We start from the raw sequence: 15,203 nt of genomic DNA, 5'->3' as shown, positions 1-15,203 counted from the left end.
AGATGACTCTGCAGGCGCCCAAGGGCACCTTCGACTGGCTTCCGCCGCAGTCCGAGCGGGCGCTCGCCGTGCGCGAGGCGCTGACCGCTCCGGCCCGTCGCGCCGGTTACGGCTATATCGAGACACCGGTCTTCGAGGACACCGCGCTGTTCGTGCGCGGTGTCGGCGAGTCGACCGACATCGTCTCCAAGGAGATGTACACCTTCGAGGACAAGGGCGGACGCTCCCTCACGCTGCGCCCCGAGGGCACCGCCTCGGTCGTGCGGGCCGTCCTCCAGCACGGCCTGCACAACGGCCAGCTTCCCGTGAAGCTCTGGTACTCGGGCAGCCAGTTCCGCTATGAGCGCGCCCAGAGAGGCCGCTACCGCCACTTCTGGCAGGTCGGCGCGGAGGCGCTGGGGGCCGAGGACCCCGCGCTGGACGCCGAGCTGATCATCCTGGCCAGCGACGGCTACGCCGGACTGGGCCTGACCGGGGTCCGGTTGCTGATCAACACTCTGGGCTGCAAGGAGTGCCGCCCCGTCTACCGGGCCGCGCTCCAGGAGTTTCTGCGCGGGCTCGACCTCGACGAGGCCACGCGCCAGCGGATTGAGATCAATCCGTTGCGCGTGCTCGACGACAAGCGCCCCGAGGTGCAGGCCCAGCTGGCCGACGCGCCGCTGGTGACCGACCACCTGTGTGAGGCGTGCAAGGTCTACCACGAGGAGGTCCGCTCGCTGCTGAGCGCCTCCGGCGTGATCTATGCCGACGACCCCCGGCTGGTCCGCGGCCTCGACTATTACACGCGCACCACGTTCGAGTTCGTCCACGACGGGCTGGGCTCGCAGTCGGCGGTGGGCGGTGGCGGCCGTTACGACGGGCTGAGCGAGATGCTCGGCGGTCCCGCCCTGCCCAGCGTGGGCTGGGCGCTCGGCGTCGACCGGACGGTCCTGGCCATGGAGGCCGAGGGGCTGTTCGGAGGCGAGGCCGGTGAGTCCCGTGTCCAGGTGTACGGTGTGCCGCTGGGTGAGGAGGCGCGCCGCCGGATGTTCCTGCTCATCACCGAGCTGCGCCGGGCAGGCCTGGACGCCGACATGTCGTTCGGCGGCAAGGGTCTCAAGGGTGCCATGAAGGGCGCCGACCGCTCGGGAGCGAGCTACGCCGTGATCCTTGGCGAGCGAGATATCGCCGTCGAGTCCGCGCAGGTCAAAGACCTGGTCAGCGGTGATCAGATCACCGTACCGCTCGTTGAGATCGTCACGACTTTGAAGGAGAGACTGAACAAATGATCCGCACGCACGAAGCGGGATCACTGCGCGAGGAGCACGCCGGGCAGCAGGTGACGCTGGCCGGTTGGGTGGCGCGCCGCCGCGACCACGGCGGTGTGGTCTTCATCGACCTGCGTGACGCCTCCGGCTCCTCCCAGGTGGTCTTCCGCGAAGAGGACGACGCACACGGCCTGCGCGCCGAATACTGCGTGAAGGTTGTCGGAGAGGTGCGGGTCCGTCCCGAGGGCAACGCGAACCCCGATCTGCCGACGGGCTCGATCGAGGTCGTCGCCTCCCAGGTCGAGGTGCTCAGCGAGTCCGCGCCGCTGCCGTTCCCGATCGAGGGCACCGCGGGCGTCTCCGAGGAGGCCCGGCTCAAATACCGCTACCTCGACATCCGCCGCCCGCAGGTCGCACAGGCCATGCGGATCCGCTCCAAGGCCACCTACCTGGCCCACCAGGTGATGGACGAGCACGGGTTCAACTACATCGAGACCCCGACGCTGACCCGTTCCACCCCCGAGGGCGCCCGCGACTTCCTGGTCCCGGTCCGGCTCCAGCCCGGCAGCTGGTACGCGCTGCCGCAGTCGCCGCAGCTGTTCAAGCAGCTCCTCATGGTCGCCGGCCTGGAGCGCTACTACCAGCTCGCCCGCTGCTTCCGTGACGAGGACCTGCGCGCGGACCGGCAGCCGGAGTTCACCCAGATCGACGTCGAGATGTCCTTCGTGGACCAGGACGACGTCATCGCGCTGGGCGAGGCCCTGATCGGCCGCATCTGGAAGGAGACGATCGGCTACGAGCTGCCGACGCCACTGCCCCGGATGACCTACTGGGACGCCATGGCCCGCTACGGCTCCGACAAGCCGGACCTGCGCTTCGGCCAGGAGCTCGTCGAGATGACCGAGTTCTTCGCCGACACCACCTTCCGGGTGTTCCAGGCGCCGTACGTAGGCGCCGTGGTCATGCCGGGCGGCGCCTCCCAGAGCCGCAAGGAGCTGGACGGCTGGCAGGACTGGGCCAAGTCGCGGGGTGCCAGGGGCCTGGCCTACGTGCTCGTGGGCGAGGACGGCACGCTCGGCGGCCCGGTCGCCAAGAACCTGTCGGAGACCGAGACCGCCGGCCTGGCCGCAAAGGTGGGCGCCGGACCGGGTGACGCGATCTTCTTCGCGGCCGGTGCGGCCTCCGCCTCCCGCGACCTGCTCGGCGCGGCCCGCCTGGAGATCGGCCGCCGCTGCGGTCTGATCGACGAGTCCGCCTGGAACTTCCTCTGGATCGTCGACGCCCCCATGTTCGAGGAGGACGGCGACGGCGGCTGGACCGCGGTCCACCACCCATTCACCGGGCCCAAGCCCGAGTGGGCCGACACCTTCCAGGACCACCCCGGTGAGGCCCTGGCCTACGCCTACGACATGGTCTGCAACGGCATGGAGATCGGCGGCGGCTCGATCCGTATCCACCGGGCCGAGATGCAGCAGCGCGTCTTCGACGTGCTCGGCATCTCCAAGGAGGAGGCGGAGAACAAGTTCGGCTTCCTGCTGGAGGCGTTCAAGTACGGCCCGCCGCCGCACGGAGGCATCGCCTACGGCTGGGACCGGATCTGCATGCTCCTCGTGGGCGGCGACTCGATCCGTGACGTCATCGCCTTCCCGAAGACGGCTTCCGGCTTCGACCCGCTGACCGGCGCGCCCACTCCGATCACGGGTGAGCAGCGTAAGGAGGCCGGTGTGGACGCCAAGTCCAAGGAGGCCGGCGACGCCAAGCTGAGGGCGGGGGCCTAGCCCGCGAATGCGGTGAGGGCCTCCGCCCCGAGGTGAAGGCCTGGCTCGCGAATGCGGTGAGGGCCTCAGACGAGGTGGAGGCCTGGCTCAAGGATGTGGCGGAGGCCTCCCGGAGAACGCTCCGGGAGGCCTTCCTCATGCGGGGTCAGAAACCGACCGGCAGTGCCCGCAGCCCGCGGATGATCGAGCCGTCCTGACGCCAGGCGATCTCGGACGGCGCACAGGCGAGCGCGAGGCCGGGCAGGCGGCGCAGGAGCGTCCCGAAGGCGATCTGCGCCTCCAGCCGCGCCAGCGGCGCGCCCAGGCAGAAGTGGATGCCGTGCCCGAAGGCCACGTGGCGGTTCTCGGTCCGGGCGATGTCCAGGGTCTCGGGGGCGTCGAACGCCTCCGGGTCGTGGTCGACCGCGCCGAGGGAGATGTGAACGACGCTGCCCTTGGGGATGTGGACGCCCGCGATCTCCAGGTCCTCGGCGGCGAACCGGAACGTGGCCCGTTCCACCGGACCGTCGTAGCGCAGGAACTCCTCGATCGCCGAGGGCAGCAGTTCGGGCTTGTCCCGCAGCAGCTGGAGCTGGTCGGGGTGGGTCAGCAGGGCCAGCATGCCGTTGCCGATCAGGTTGACCGTGGTCTCGTGCCCGGCGATGAGCAGCAGCGTGAGCGTGGCCAGCAGCTCCTGCTCGCTGAGCAGCTCTTCCTCGTCACTGGCGGCGACCAGCGCGCTGACCATGTCGTCGCGGGGCTCGGCCCTGCGCTCGGCGAGGAGCCGGGTGAAGTAGGCGCGGGTGGCGGCGTTCGTCTCGGCGCGGTGCCGGGCCTGCTCCTCGTCGAGCGCAGGGCTGACCAGGCTGGTCGACCAGTCGCGGAAGTCGTCGCGGTCCTCGGCGGGAACGCCCAGCAGCTCGCAGATCACGATGATCGGCAGAGGGAAGGCGAAGTCGTCGAGCAGGTCGGCGTGTCCCTTGGCGGCCATCGCGTCGATGAGGCCGTCGGTGATCTCCTGGATGCGTGGACGCAGGCTCTCGGTCCGGCGTGGGGTGAACGCCTTGGAGACCAGGCGGCGCAGCCGGGTGTGGTCCGGTGGGTCGCTGTTGAGCATGTTGTGGGCGAGCACCGGGTTGTCGGTGGAGGTGAACTCGCGGAACCGGGCCGGTCCCCGGCTCATGCCCTTGGCCAGCCGGGGATCGTTGAGCGCCTGCCGGCCGTGCTCATAGCCGATCACCAGGAACGCGTCCATTCCGGGCGGGAAGTCGATCGCGTGAACCGGCCCCTCGTCCCGGAGCGTGGAGTAGGCGGCATAGGGATCCCTGCCGAACTCCGTGTTGAACACGAACTCGATCGGTAGCTTCTCAGACATCGGTGCACCCTCGGTGAGATGGATTACACGTCTTCCGGTATCAGTTTGGCCCTGTAAATGGCGGTATCGCCCGATTGTGATTGGGATCACAGGGGCTGAGATCCGGTGAGTTCTCGGGGTGGAAGCAGGAATGCCCCGGCGGTCAGGTGACCGCCGGGGCATTCCATTCCGTGTCCTGATCGGAATCCCGCTAGGAGAGTTTCAGATCCTTGATGATCACCGGGATCTTGGGGGCGTTGGAGCCGCCGTCGCCGGTGATGTCCTCGGGGTTGGTGATCCACCCGCCCTTGAAGATCTTGTCGAGGATGTCCATGCCCTTGGCGACGGTCCCGACGGGGGTGTAGACCGGGTCGAGCTGGGCGGTCTCGTTCGAGAGCGAGATCCAGAACTGGCTGCCGTTGGCGTTGGGGCCGCCGTTCGCCATGGCCACGACGCCCGGGACGTACTGGACGCCCGCGGAGAGCTCGTCGTCGAAGACGTAACCCGAGCTGCCCTGGCCGTCGGTGGGGTTCTTGCCGTCGGCCTTGGCCTGCGGGTCGCCGCACTGCAGCAGACCCAGACCGGAGTTCTCCGGGGTGGCCAGGCGATGGCACTTGGTGTTGTCGTAGAAGTTCTTGCTGGCCAGGAAGGCCAGGGAGTTGACGGCGCAGGGGGACTGCGCGGTCAGAAGATCGATCACGACGTCACCGTGGTTGGTGGTGATCGTCATGGTCTTCAGCTTCATGTTGGGCTTGCTCGGCGGCATGCCCACCTTCTTGGCCGGGCTGCCGCTGGTGTCCTTCTTGTACGAACAGGTCACCTTGGCCGGGTTGACCGAACCGCTGGGCGCCGGGGTGGGATTCAGCGGCGCGAGAGCGCTGTCCGAGGGTGCCGGCGAACTGGCGGCTGCGGGGTCGGCCTTGTCGGTACCCCCGAGCAACGTCGTCGCGGCGATCAGGCCTCCCACGACGACGACCGCTGCGACGACCGCTCCGATGAGAGCGTTCCGCTTGGTCTTGGGTGGCGCCTGCTCGGCACGCTGCGCCTGCCGCTCCTTGTGCTCCCGAGCCAGCTGGCTCTGGCGGTCCTCGCCGCTCACCGCTATGTCCTCCAGGATTACTGTTACATGACTACTGACTGGCCGAAAGCGTACCGGCCTCAGCGTGTGTTGCATGTAAGTGGCGAAATCTACCGCGTGGGGGTGAAGGGGTATATGTGGTGCTTCACGCTGCCCATAACCCGTTCATGGTGTGATCCGTGCTTACCAATGCTGATCCGCAGATGATCGGAGAGATATATGTTTGACGAGATCCTTGGCCTGCCCCTCCACCCCTTGATCATTCACGTCCCCGTGATCCTGACGCCGCTCCTCGCGGTGCTCGCCATCGTGTACGCCCTGGCACCGCGCACGCGCGGCGTGACCACCTGGGCGCTGGTGGGGCTCGCGCCGGTGGTCCCGGTGTCGGTCTTCGCGGCCAGGTTGAGCGGCGAGGCGTTCCTGGAGAGCAGCCGCTTCTCCTCCGTCGGCGGCGAAGCCGCCCTGCGCATCGCCGAGCACGAGAGCTTCGCCGTCCCCCTGCTGATCGCCACCGTGACGCTCGGCCTGGCCTCGCTGGGGCTCGTCCACGTCTCGCGCGGTGATCGGTTCGGCCGCCCGGTGAGACTGGCCGTCTCGGGCCTGACCGTGGTCCTGGCCGTCGTGGCGCTCTACTACGTGGTGCGCGCCGGGCACAGCGGGGCCACCGCGGCCTGGGGGAGCTGAGGCGTGTCTCCTGACGGTAATGTCTGACCGTGGACAGCCTGTTCGATGCGGCGGCGGAGGAGGCCCATCGCGGCCATGAGCCCCTGGCGGTGCGAATGCGCCCGCGGGGCCTGGACGAGGTGATCGGCCAGCGGCACCTGCTGGGCCCCGGCACGCCGCTTCGCAGGCTGGTCGAGGCCGAGGCGCCGATGTCGTTGTTCCTGTGGGGTCCGCCGGGAACCGGCAAGACCACCCTCGCCTACGTGGTCGCGGGTGTCACCAAGCGTCGCTTCGTCGAGGTCTCCGCGGTGTCGGCGGGCGTCAAGGACGTCCGCGCCGCCATCGAGCAGGCCCGGCGAGATCTCGGCATGTCCGGTCGCCAGACCGTGCTGTTCGTGGACGAGGTGCACCGCTTCAACAAGGCCCAGCAGGACGCGCTGCTGCCGGCGGTGGAGAACCGCTGGGTCACCTTCATCGGCGCGACCACCGAGAACCCCTTCTTCTCCGTCATCTCCCCGCTCCTGTCGCGCTCGCTGCTGCTGACCCTGGAGTCGTTGTCCGAGGACGACATCCGGGTGGTGCTGGAGCGCGCCGTCGCCGACCCCCGCGGCCTGGACGGGAAGGTACGGCTGGCGCCCGAGGCCGCCGAGCACCTGGTGCGCCTGGCCGGGGGAGACGCCCGCAGGTCACTCACCTATCTGGAGGCCGCCGCGCTGATCACCGGCGACGAGATCACCGTCGAGGTGGTGGAGCGCGCGGTGGACAGGGCGGCAGTCAGATACGACCGTCAGGGCGACCAGCACTACGACGTGATCAGCGGCTTCATCAAGAGCATGCGCGGCTCCGACGCCGACGCCGCGCTGCACTATCTCGCCCGGATGATCGAGGCGGGGGAGGATCCGCGGTTCATCGCCCGCAGGATCGTCATCTTCGCCTCCGAGGACGTCGGCATGGCCGACCCCACCTGCCTGCAGATCGCGGTGGCCGCGGCCCAGGCGGTGGAGTTCATCGGCCTGCCCGAGGGACGGCTCAATTTGGCTCAGGCGGTCATCCACTGCGCGCTGGCCCCCAAGTCCAACGCGGTGGTCAACGCCATCGGAGCGGCCTCTGAGGACGTACGGCGGGGCAACATCGGCCACGTCCCGAACCACCTGCGCGACGCCCACTACGGGGGAGCCAAGACACTCGGCCACGGCAAGGGCTACAAATACCCCCACGACTTCGAGCACGGGCTGGTCCGCCAGGACTACGCCCCGGAGGAGCTGAGGGACCGCCGCTACTACCAGCCCACCCGGCACGGCGCCGAAGCGGGCTTCGCCGACCGCTGGTCCAAGATCCGCTCCTTCCTGCGCGGCCAGTAGCCACCCGGGGGAGACCCTCCCCGAGGTCCGTCCCGGCCGTGCACCGAGCCCTCACGATCTTCGGAGCCGCGCGGCTCCGCGTGGACGCGTCCGGGGGCGGACCGGCGAACGGTGCGCACGCCGTGACCCGGCATGCCGGAGGGAGCGAGGCAAGACGCGATAGGGTCTTGCCCATTCCAGCCGGGTGAACTAAGGAGATCGGCGCATGCTTACCGCAGGAGAGGTCGCCGGACTGATCGTCGCCATGGCCTGGGCGATCCTGGTCTGTTTCATGGCCGTGGTTCTGGTCAAGCTGGCCCGGTTGCTCACCGAGACCACCAAGATGGTCTCCGAGCTGAGCGACCGCGTGGTGCCGCTGCTGGAGGACGCCGCGGTGGCCGTCAGTCAGACCAACCGCCAGCTGGTCGCCGTCGAGGCCATCGCCCTGGACGTCAAGCAGGTGAGCGGGCACGTGGCCAAGGTCAGTAACATCACCCAGAGCCTGGTCACCGGACCGCTGATCAAGGTGGCGGCACTTGGCCACGGCATCCGGCAGGCCCTTTCCGCCCACCGGCGCGCCAAGCCGAGCCCCCGAGAGCTGGAGAGGCGGCGGCGATGATCCGGCGACTGTTCTACATGGCCCTGGGCGCGTTCGGCGCGGTGTGGGTCATGCGTAAGCTTCAGGCACTGCATCCGAACCACCTGGCCCGTCGCGCCGTGCACAACGCCACCGGCGCCCTGGAGCAGGTGAGGGATCTCACCGGAGACGCCCTGGAGGGCGCGGCCAGGCGAGAAACCGAGTTGCGGTCCAGGTTCGGGCTCGACACTGTGGAAAACACCTATCACTACAAGGTAAAGGATGGCCGCTGACATGGAGTCGGCAGAGATCGCCCGCCGCTTCCTGCGCTTCTTTGAGGAGCGTGGGCACACCGTCGTGCCCTCGGCCAGCCTCATCGCCGAGGACCCGACGCTGCTTCTGGTCAACGCGGGCATGGTGCCCTTCAAGCCCTACTTCCTGGGCCAGCAGAAGCCGCCCTTCAAGCGGGCCACGAGCGCGCAGAAGGTCGTCCGCACCCTCGACATCGACGAGGTTGGCAAGACGACCAGGCACGCCAGCTTCTTCCAGATGCTCGGCAACTTCTCCTTCGGGGACTACTTCAAGGAAGACGCGATCCCGCTCGCCTGGGAGTTGCTGACCAAGCCCGAGTCCGAGGGCGGCTTCGGCTTCCCCGGGGACAAACTCTGGGTCACCGTCTACCTCGACGACGACGAGGCCTTCGACATCTGGCACGACAAGGTCGGCATCCCGGCCGAGCGCATTCAGCGCCGCGACCTCGAGGACAACTACTGGCACATGGGCGTGCCGGGTCCCGGCGGGCCGTGCAGCGAGATCTACTACGACCGCGGCCCCGAGTACGGGCGCGACGGCGGTCCCATCGCCGACGAGAACCGCTATCTCGAGGTGTGGAACAACGTCTTCATGCAGTTCCAGCTCAGCGAGGTCCGCACCAAGGTGGACTTCGACATCTCGGGTGAGCTGCCCGCCAAGAGCGTCGACACCGGCATGGGCCTGGAGCGCATGGCGGCGATCTTGCAGGGCGTCGACAACATCTACGAGATCGACACCACCTACAAGATCCTCGACCGGGCCGCCGAGCTCACCAAGACGCGCTACGGCCGTGACGAGCGCGCCGACGTCTCCCTGCGGATCATCGCCGACCACGTCAGGACCGGCGTGATGCTCGTCGCCGACGGCGTGCTGCCCTCCAACGAGGGCCGCGGCTACGTGCTCCGCCGGATCCTGCGCCGCGCCATCCGCAACCTGCGCCTGCTCGGCGCGGGCGAGGAGCGCTACATGCACGAGCTCACGGCGGTGACCATCGAGGTGATGGGCGAGCAGTACGCCGAGCTCAAGGCCGACGCCCCGCAGATCCACGGTGTCATCGACGCCGAGGAGGCCTCCTTCCTGGGCACCCTCCGCACCGGCACCGCGATCTTCGACGTGGCGGCGGAGGAGACCAAGCGCAAGGGGCAGGGCACGCTCGTCGCGGACCAGGCCTTCCAGCTCCACGACACCTACGGCTTCCCGATCGACCTGACCCTGGAGATGGCCTCCGAGCAGGGCCTTCAGGTCGACGAAGAGGGCTTCCGCCGGTTGATGAAGGAGCAGCGCGACCGGGCCAAGGCCGACGCCGCCTCCAAGAAGACCGGCAACGCCGACATCTCGGTGTTCGGCCGGCTCCTGGAGAAGACCGGCAAGGTCGAGTTCCTGGGCTACGACCAGGTGAGCGCCGAGTCCGAGGTCGTCGGCCTCCTCGTCGACGGCGTCTCGGTCCCCGCGGCCGGCGCCGGCACGTCGGTCGAGGTCGTGCTCGCCCGCACCCCGTTCTACGCCGAGGGCGGCGGGCAGCTCGCCGACCAGGGCGTCATCCGCACCGACGGGGCCGAGGTGGAGATCGTGGACGTGCAGTCCCCGGTCGCCGGAGTCGTCGTGCACCGGGGCAAGGTCCGCACCGGCGAGATCCTGGTGGGCGACCAGGCCCAGGCCGAGATCGACGTCGAACGGCGCCGGGCCATCTCCCGCAGCCACACCGCCACGCACCTGGTGCATCGCGGATTCCGCAACGCGCTGGGCGAGACGGCGGCGCAGGCCGGTTCCGAGAACTCACCGGGCCGCTTCCGCTTCGACTTCACCGCCTCGGGCGCCGTGGCGCCCAGCCTGTTGCGCGAGGTCGAGGACGAGGTCAACGCCGTTCTGATCAACGACCTCAAGGTCAACGCCTTCCACACCTCCCAGGCCGAGGCCCGGGCGATGGGCGCGCTGGCCCTGTTCGGTGAGAAGTACGGCGAGACGGTCCGCATCGTCGAGGTCGGCGAATACTCCCGCGAGCTGTGCGGCGGCACCCACGTCGCCAGTTCCGGCCAGCTCGGCCTGGTCAAGGTGCTGGGAGAGGCCTCGATCGGCGCCGGGGTGCGCCGGGTGGAGGCCCTGGTCGGCCTGGACGCCTTCCGCTTCCTCGCCAGGGAGAGCGTGCTCGTCTCCCAGCTCTCCGAGCAGCTCAAGGCCCGGCGGGAGGAGCTGCCCGAGCGGATCGAGGGCATCGTCACCCGGCTCCGCACCGCGGAGAAGGAGCTGGCCACGCTGCGCTCCGCCCAGGTGCTCGAGGGCGCGGGTGAAATGGCGGAAAGTGCCCGTGATCTGCAGGGAGTCTCCGTTGTGACGCACCGCGCGCCTGATGGAACCTCTCCTGATGATCTGCGTAAGCTTGCCCTTGATGTGCGCGGCCGGTTCCCGGGCGACCGTGCCGCGGTCGTCGTGGTCGCCGGTGTTCCCGGCGACCGGCCGGTCGTCGTCGCCGCGGTCAACGAGGCGGGGCGCCTGCGGGGCCTGAAGGCGGGCCGCCTCGTCGGTGTCGCCGCCAAGGCACTCGGCGGTGGCGGTGGCGGCAAGGACGACGTCGCGCAGGGCGGCGGAGTGCGTGCCGAGGCGATCGGCGACGCGCTCGGCGCGGTCGAGCAGGCGATCATCCAGACGCTCGCCTGACAGGAGATGACACCCTCGAGCCGTATTCGGCCAGGAGGGTGAGGACAGGGATGATGAGAGACGGCGTTCGGTTGGGTGTCGATGTCGGTTCGGTCCGCATCGGCGTGGCTCGTAGCGATCCCTCGGGAGTGCTCGCCACGCCGGTGGAGACCGTCCGGCGCGGCAAGGGCGACCTGGATCGGCTCGCGGAGATCGCGGCCGAGCACGAGGTCGTCGAGATCGTGGTCGGCCTGCCGACCTCGCTCTCCGGCCGTGAGGGACGGGCGGCCGAGGCCGCCCGCGACTTCGCCACCCGGATCTCGCTACGGCTGGCGCCCCTTCCGGTGCGGCTGTTCGACGAGCGGCTGACCACGGTCAGCGCCCAGCACGGCCTGCGGGCCAGTGGGGTCAAGGCCAAGAACCAGCGGGGCGTCGTGGACCAGGCGGCGGCCATCGTGCTGCTCCAGGCGGCGCTGGACGCCGAGCGTGCCACCGGCAGGCCGCCGGGGAGGCCCGTCGACCCACCCACGGAGGGCGAGCGGTCCGGAGGGGAGCCGGGCGGCGGGGCCGTCCGGTGAGCCGAAGATCGCTAGAATGATCTACAACCGGATCGGGGCCCGGACGTCGCTCCGATCCGGCACCACCGCGGTTGCGCGCACGGGCGCAGGACGCTCAAGATGTCGGATAAGGACATCACCATGAGGTCACCGTGCAATACCTACTTCAGGCCCGGGCCGCCGCCCGGTCTCGTCGCGAATCCCGGGAAGAGGACATCGGCCGTGTTCCTCCAACCAGACCGAGGTGATTGGTTTTGGTGTGTTACAACCGATCTGGAGCATAGAATCACGAAATTCACTGACACAGAGAGTGAGTTTGTGAGATACCGGGAAGAGCTGGACATATACCTCGGGAGACGTTGATGCCCGGCGGGACATCCCCCGTTCTGCTGCACGCGGCGACCTGCACCGACAAGCTAAGGGAAGGTGCCCGGCGGACCGGGACTTTCAGCCCGGTGTCCCCCTTCGGTCTGGCACACCCGCTTGACGCCAGGCCGTCCCAACCGGGAGATTGGCCAGCGCATCTATGAACGATCTCGATATGGACTTCCTGGTCGCCGACGACGACGATGGTCGGTCGCGGCGCGGATCTCGCACATCCCCAGGGCGTGACTCCGGCGGACGGCGAGGTCGCCGCAGGCGCCGGCGCCGTAACCGGGGTGGCTTCCTGGCGCCGATGCTGGCGATCATCGTCCTTGTGGGCGGTCTCGGCGCCGGTGGCTTCTTCGGCTACATGTGGCTCCGAGACGCGGTCACCCCCGACGACTACGTCGGACCGGGCACCGGTGAGGTGCGGGTGGAGATCAAGGACGGCCAGAGCGCCACCGACGTCGCCCAGACCCTGCAGGACCAGGGCGTGGTGAAGAGCGCCAAGGCGTTCGCCAACGCCGTCGCGAGCGCGGGCCAGAGCTCCTCCCTGCAGCCGGGCGAATACAGCATGCGCAAGCAGATGTCCGCCGCCGAGGCGGTCAAGCTGCTCGACCCGGGCAAACGGCTGCGGGAGAAGGTCACCATCAATGAGGGACTGCGCCTGTCCGACACCCTGGTGCAGCTCTCCAAGAAGACCGGCAAGCCGCTCAGGGAGTTCCAGCAGATCGCCAGGAGCGGCAAGGGGCTGGGCCTGCCGAGCTATGCCAAGGGCAAGCTGGAGGGGTATGCCTTCCCGGCCACCTACGAGGTCACACCCAAGATGGGGCCCGCCGACATCCTGACCGCGATGGTCGACCGCTTCAACCAGACCGCGGACAAGGACGACCTCCAGGGGAAGGCCAAGGCGCTCGGTCACACTTCGCACGAGATCATGACGATCGCCAGCATCGTCCAGGCCGAGTCCGGCAGCAAGCAGGACATGGGCAAGGTGGCGCGGGTCATCTACAACCGGCTCGACGGCAATCCCGTGCGCAAGCTCGAGATGGACAGCACGCTCATGTACGCGCTGAACAAGTACGGCGTCGAGGCCTCCAACGCGGATCTGAAGAGCACCTCGCCCTACAACACCTACATGCACCCGGGCCTGCCTCCGGGGCCGATCACCAATCCGGGCGACGACGCGATCCAGGCGGCGCTCAACCCGGCCAAGGGCGACTGGGTCTGGTTCGTGACCACCGACACCAAGCGGGGCATCACCAAGTTCGCCACGACGGAGTCCGAGTTCCTCCAGCTCAAGGCGGAGTACGAGCGGAACAAGGCGGCCGGCGGATGAGAGCGGCGGTCCTGGGCTCGCCGATCGCCCACTCGCTGTCGCCCTCCCTGCACCGCGCCGCCTACGAGGGCCTCGGCCTGCACGACTGGCGCTACGAGGCGATCGAGTGCGACGAGGCGGGGCTGGGCGGCCTGATCGCCGGGCTCGGGCACGAGTGGGCGGGCCTGTCGCTGACGATGCCGCTCAAGCGGGCCGTTCTGCCGCTGCTCGACACGGTCTCCGAGCTCGCGGTCGAGGTCGGCGGGGCCAACACCGTGATCTTCTCGGGCGGCGGCCTGCACGGTGACAACACCGACGTCCACGGCATCGTCCAGGCGCTCGCCGAGGCGGGCGTGGCCCCGCCCAGGGCGGCGACGATCCTCGGCGGAGGGGCCACCTCAGCCTCCGCGCTGGCCGCCCTGCGCGAGCTGGGCCTGGGTGAGGCCACCCTGGTGGTCCGCGACCCGGCCAGAGCCGGGGAGACCGCCGAGGTGGCCGAGCGGCTGGGCGTGACCCTGACGGTGCAGACCTTCGACAAGATCGACACCGTGCTCGAGGTGGACCTGATCATCTCGACCCTGCCCTCCGGGGCCGCCGACGGCTTCGCCGATCTGCTGTCGGGCGTGCCCGCCCTCTTCGACGTGGTCTACGCGCCCTGGCCCACCCGCCTGGCGGCGGCCGTGGCAGAGGGCGGCGGCATCGTCGTCGGGGGCTTCCCGATGCTCCTGCACCAGGCGGTCCGGCAGGTCGAGCTGATGACCGGCCGGACGGGCGTGCCCGTCGAGGCGATGCGCGCGGCGGCCAGGGCCGAGATCGTTAGGCGAGCCGCTCCTGCGAGCTGACCGGCGTGGAGCCAGGGGAGCGGGAGCCTCGTGTTGACCGGCTTTTCGCATGGTTTTTGCATGTCAATGGTCTTGGCGTCGCACAACGGAATCACCGGACGCCGACTCGGCGATTACGCGCCGGGATGATTCGGACGACGTCCGTGGTTGTGGTAATGTAACTACTCGATCGGTCCGGCATGCCTGCCGGACGCGCAAGCGGAGGTTCATCTCCCACCTGATTGACCGCGAGGTCGACGGGTCAAGGATCACACCGGGTAATTCCGGAGAGCTTACGGCGTCAGATGCTTGTGAGTTCGTGTGGCCCCGCATGCGCGACGTGCGGGGCATTTCGCGTTCTACGACCTGAAACGGCGTGCGTTCTGCGACCTCCCGGCACGATCGAGCATGTGGCAGCCGTCCGAAGGGCGGCCGCGGATCGCAAACCTAGGAGGCCCCATCAGCGCCGAGCCCCGCATCAATGACCGTATTCGCGTGCCCGAGGTCCGCCTCGTCGGCCCGAACGGCGAACAGGTGGGCATCGTCTCCATCGGCGATGCTTTGAAGCTGGCTCAGGAATCAGACCTCGACCTCGTTGAGGTCGCAGCCACGGCTCGCCCGCCAGTGTGCAAGCTCATGGACTACGGCAAGTTCAAGTACGAGTCCGCGATGAAGGCACGCGAGGCGCGCCGTAACCAGGCGTACACGATCATCAAGGAGATCAAGCTCCGGCCGAAGATCGACCCGCACGACTACGAGACCAAGAAGGGTCACGTGGTGCGGTTCCTCAAGGCCGGCGACAAGGTCAAGGTTACGATCATGTTCCGCGGACGGGAGCAGTCCCGGCCCGAGCTGGGTTTCCGGCTCCTGCAGCGTCTGGCGGAGGATGTCACGGAGCTTGGCTTCGTCGAGTCCCAGCCCAAGCAGGACGGCCGAAACATGATCATGGTGATCGGCCCGCACAAGAAGAAGGCCGAGGCCAAGGCCGAGAAGGCGGCGGCCAAGGCACGGCATGACGAGGACCCTTCTGAGGACCAGGCATCAGCCGCCGACGAGACGCTCGTCGAGGATGAGGCGTCGGTCAGTGACGCGGTAGCCGCTCCGCAGGAGTGACTCGCATAGCCTGAACCATCAGGTAGTGACGAGATCAAGCCGAGACCGGGTCCGGTCTCGCAGTCAGGC

General features: G+C 68.7%; 13 protein-coding genes. 11 read left to right on the top strand and 2 right to left on the bottom strand.

From position 1 onward, the window contains the following. The first annotated feature begins 2 nt into the window (after window positions 1–2). On the top strand, window positions 3–1,268 hold the full coding sequence (gene hisS, locus CHC08_RS29800) for a histidine--tRNA ligase (RefSeq protein WP_089210698.1): 1,266 nt from the start codon (window positions 3–5) through the stop codon (window positions 1,266–1,268). Continuing rightward, window positions 1,265–3,025: an aspartate--tRNA ligase gene (gene aspS, locus CHC08_RS29795; RefSeq protein WP_089210697.1), complete on the top strand. Its 1,761-nt coding sequence runs from the start codon at window positions 1,265–1,267 to the stop codon at window positions 3,023–3,025. Before hisS ends, aspS begins: the two co-directional genes overlap by 4 nt. A gap of 145 nt (window positions 3,026–3,170) precedes the next feature. Here the strand turns inward: aspS and CHC08_RS29790 are convergent, their stop codons facing one another. After that, window positions 3,171–4,379, bottom strand: coding sequence for a cytochrome P450 family protein (locus CHC08_RS29790; protein WP_089210696.1), 1,209 nt, complete (start codon window positions 4,377–4,379; stop codon window positions 3,171–3,173). 190 nt (window positions 4,380–4,569) lie between these two features. Then, window positions 4,570–5,457 carry a peptidylprolyl isomerase gene (locus tag CHC08_RS29785; RefSeq protein ID WP_089210695.1) on the bottom strand — a complete coding sequence of 296 codons (888 nt, stop codon included), beginning with the start codon at window positions 5,455–5,457 and terminating at the stop codon, window positions 4,570–4,572. Window positions 5,458–5,655: 198 nt separating this feature from the next. Here CHC08_RS29785 and CHC08_RS29780 point away from each other — a divergent pair, with 198 nt between their 5' ends. From CHC08_RS29780 to infC, 9 genes are all read left to right on the top strand, one after another. Continuing rightward, on the top strand, window positions 5,656–6,120 hold the full coding sequence (locus tag CHC08_RS29780; RefSeq protein ID WP_089210694.1) for a DUF2231 domain-containing protein: 465 nt from the start codon (window positions 5,656–5,658) through the stop codon (window positions 6,118–6,120). 29 nt (window positions 6,121–6,149) lie between these two features. Then, entirely contained in the window at window positions 6,150–7,460 is a 1,311-nt protein-coding gene (locus tag CHC08_RS29775) for a replication-associated recombination protein A (protein WP_089210693.1), read from the top strand. A gap of 205 nt (window positions 7,461–7,665) precedes the next feature. Next, window positions 7,666–8,058: a DUF948 domain-containing protein gene (locus tag CHC08_RS29770; RefSeq protein WP_089210692.1), complete on the top strand. Its 393-nt coding sequence runs from the start codon at window positions 7,666–7,668 to the stop codon at window positions 8,056–8,058. Further along, window positions 8,055–8,309, top strand: a complete 255-nt coding sequence (locus tag CHC08_RS29765) for a hypothetical protein (RefSeq protein ID WP_089210691.1) — start codon at window positions 8,055–8,057, stop codon at window positions 8,307–8,309. The genes CHC08_RS29770 and CHC08_RS29765 overlap by 4 nt, the downstream gene beginning before the upstream one ends. A 1-nt stretch (window position 8,310) precedes the next feature. After that, window positions 8,311–10,983 carry an alanine--tRNA ligase gene (gene alaS, locus CHC08_RS29760; protein WP_089210690.1) on the top strand — a complete coding sequence of 891 codons (2,673 nt, stop codon included), beginning with the start codon at window positions 8,311–8,313 and terminating at the stop codon, window positions 10,981–10,983. Between the two features lie 53 nt (window positions 10,984–11,036). Then, window positions 11,037–11,540 carry a Holliday junction resolvase RuvX gene (gene ruvX / locus CHC08_RS29755; RefSeq protein ID WP_089210742.1) on the top strand — a complete coding sequence of 168 codons (504 nt, stop codon included), beginning with the start codon at window positions 11,037–11,039 and terminating at the stop codon, window positions 11,538–11,540. Between the two features lie 655 nt (window positions 11,541–12,195). Further along, a complete protein-coding gene (gene mltG, locus CHC08_RS29750) occupies window positions 12,196–13,221 on the top strand; it encodes an endolytic transglycosylase MltG (protein WP_245878640.1) in 1,026 nt (341 codons plus the stop codon). Further along, window positions 13,218–14,042 carry a shikimate dehydrogenase gene (locus CHC08_RS29745; protein WP_089210688.1) on the top strand — a complete coding sequence of 275 codons (825 nt, stop codon included), beginning with the start codon at window positions 13,218–13,220 and terminating at the stop codon, window positions 14,040–14,042. The genes mltG and CHC08_RS29745 overlap by 4 nt, the downstream gene beginning before the upstream one ends. A gap of 300 nt (window positions 14,043–14,342) precedes the next feature. Beyond that, on the top strand, window positions 14,343–15,134 hold the full coding sequence (gene infC / locus CHC08_RS29740) for a translation initiation factor IF-3 (protein WP_239514252.1): 792 nt from the start codon (window positions 14,343–14,345) through the stop codon (window positions 15,132–15,134). Window positions 15,135–15,203: the final 69 nt, after the last annotated feature.

The sequence above is a fragment of the Streptosporangium subroseum genome (assembly GCF_900188345.1).
Taxonomy (GTDB): Bacteria; Actinomycetota; Actinomycetes; order Streptosporangiales; family Streptosporangiaceae; genus Streptosporangium; species Streptosporangium subroseum.
This window is presented reverse-complemented; position numbering and strand designations above follow the sequence as displayed.

Excerpts from the sequence above, each read along its gene's own strand:
- hisS (WP_089210698.1), top strand. The coding sequence starts at position 3 with ATGACTCTGCAGGCGCCCAAGGGCACCTTCGACTGGCTTCCGCCGCAG.
- aspS (WP_089210697.1), top strand. The coding sequence starts at position 1,265 with ATGATCCGCACGCACGAAGCGGGATCACTGCGCGAGGAGCACGCCGGG.
- CHC08_RS29790 (WP_089210696.1), bottom strand. The coding sequence starts at position 4,379 with ATGTCTGAGAAGCTACCGATCGAGTTCGTGTTCAACACGGAGTTCGGC.
- CHC08_RS29780 (WP_089210694.1), top strand. The coding sequence starts at position 5,656 with ATGTTTGACGAGATCCTTGGCCTGCCCCTCCACCCCTTGATCATTCAC.
- CHC08_RS29770 (WP_089210692.1), top strand. The coding sequence starts at position 7,666 with ATGCTTACCGCAGGAGAGGTCGCCGGACTGATCGTCGCCATGGCCTGG.
- CHC08_RS29765 (WP_089210691.1), top strand. The coding sequence starts at position 8,055 with ATGATCCGGCGACTGTTCTACATGGCCCTGGGCGCGTTCGGCGCGGTG.
- alaS (WP_089210690.1), top strand. The coding sequence starts at position 8,311 with ATGGAGTCGGCAGAGATCGCCCGCCGCTTCCTGCGCTTCTTTGAGGAG.
- ruvX (WP_089210742.1), top strand. The coding sequence starts at position 11,037 with ATGAGAGACGGCGTTCGGTTGGGTGTCGATGTCGGTTCGGTCCGCATC.
- mltG (WP_245878640.1), top strand. The coding sequence starts at position 12,196 with ATGCTGGCGATCATCGTCCTTGTGGGCGGTCTCGGCGCCGGTGGCTTC.
- CHC08_RS29745 (WP_089210688.1), top strand. The coding sequence starts at position 13,218 with ATGAGAGCGGCGGTCCTGGGCTCGCCGATCGCCCACTCGCTGTCGCCC.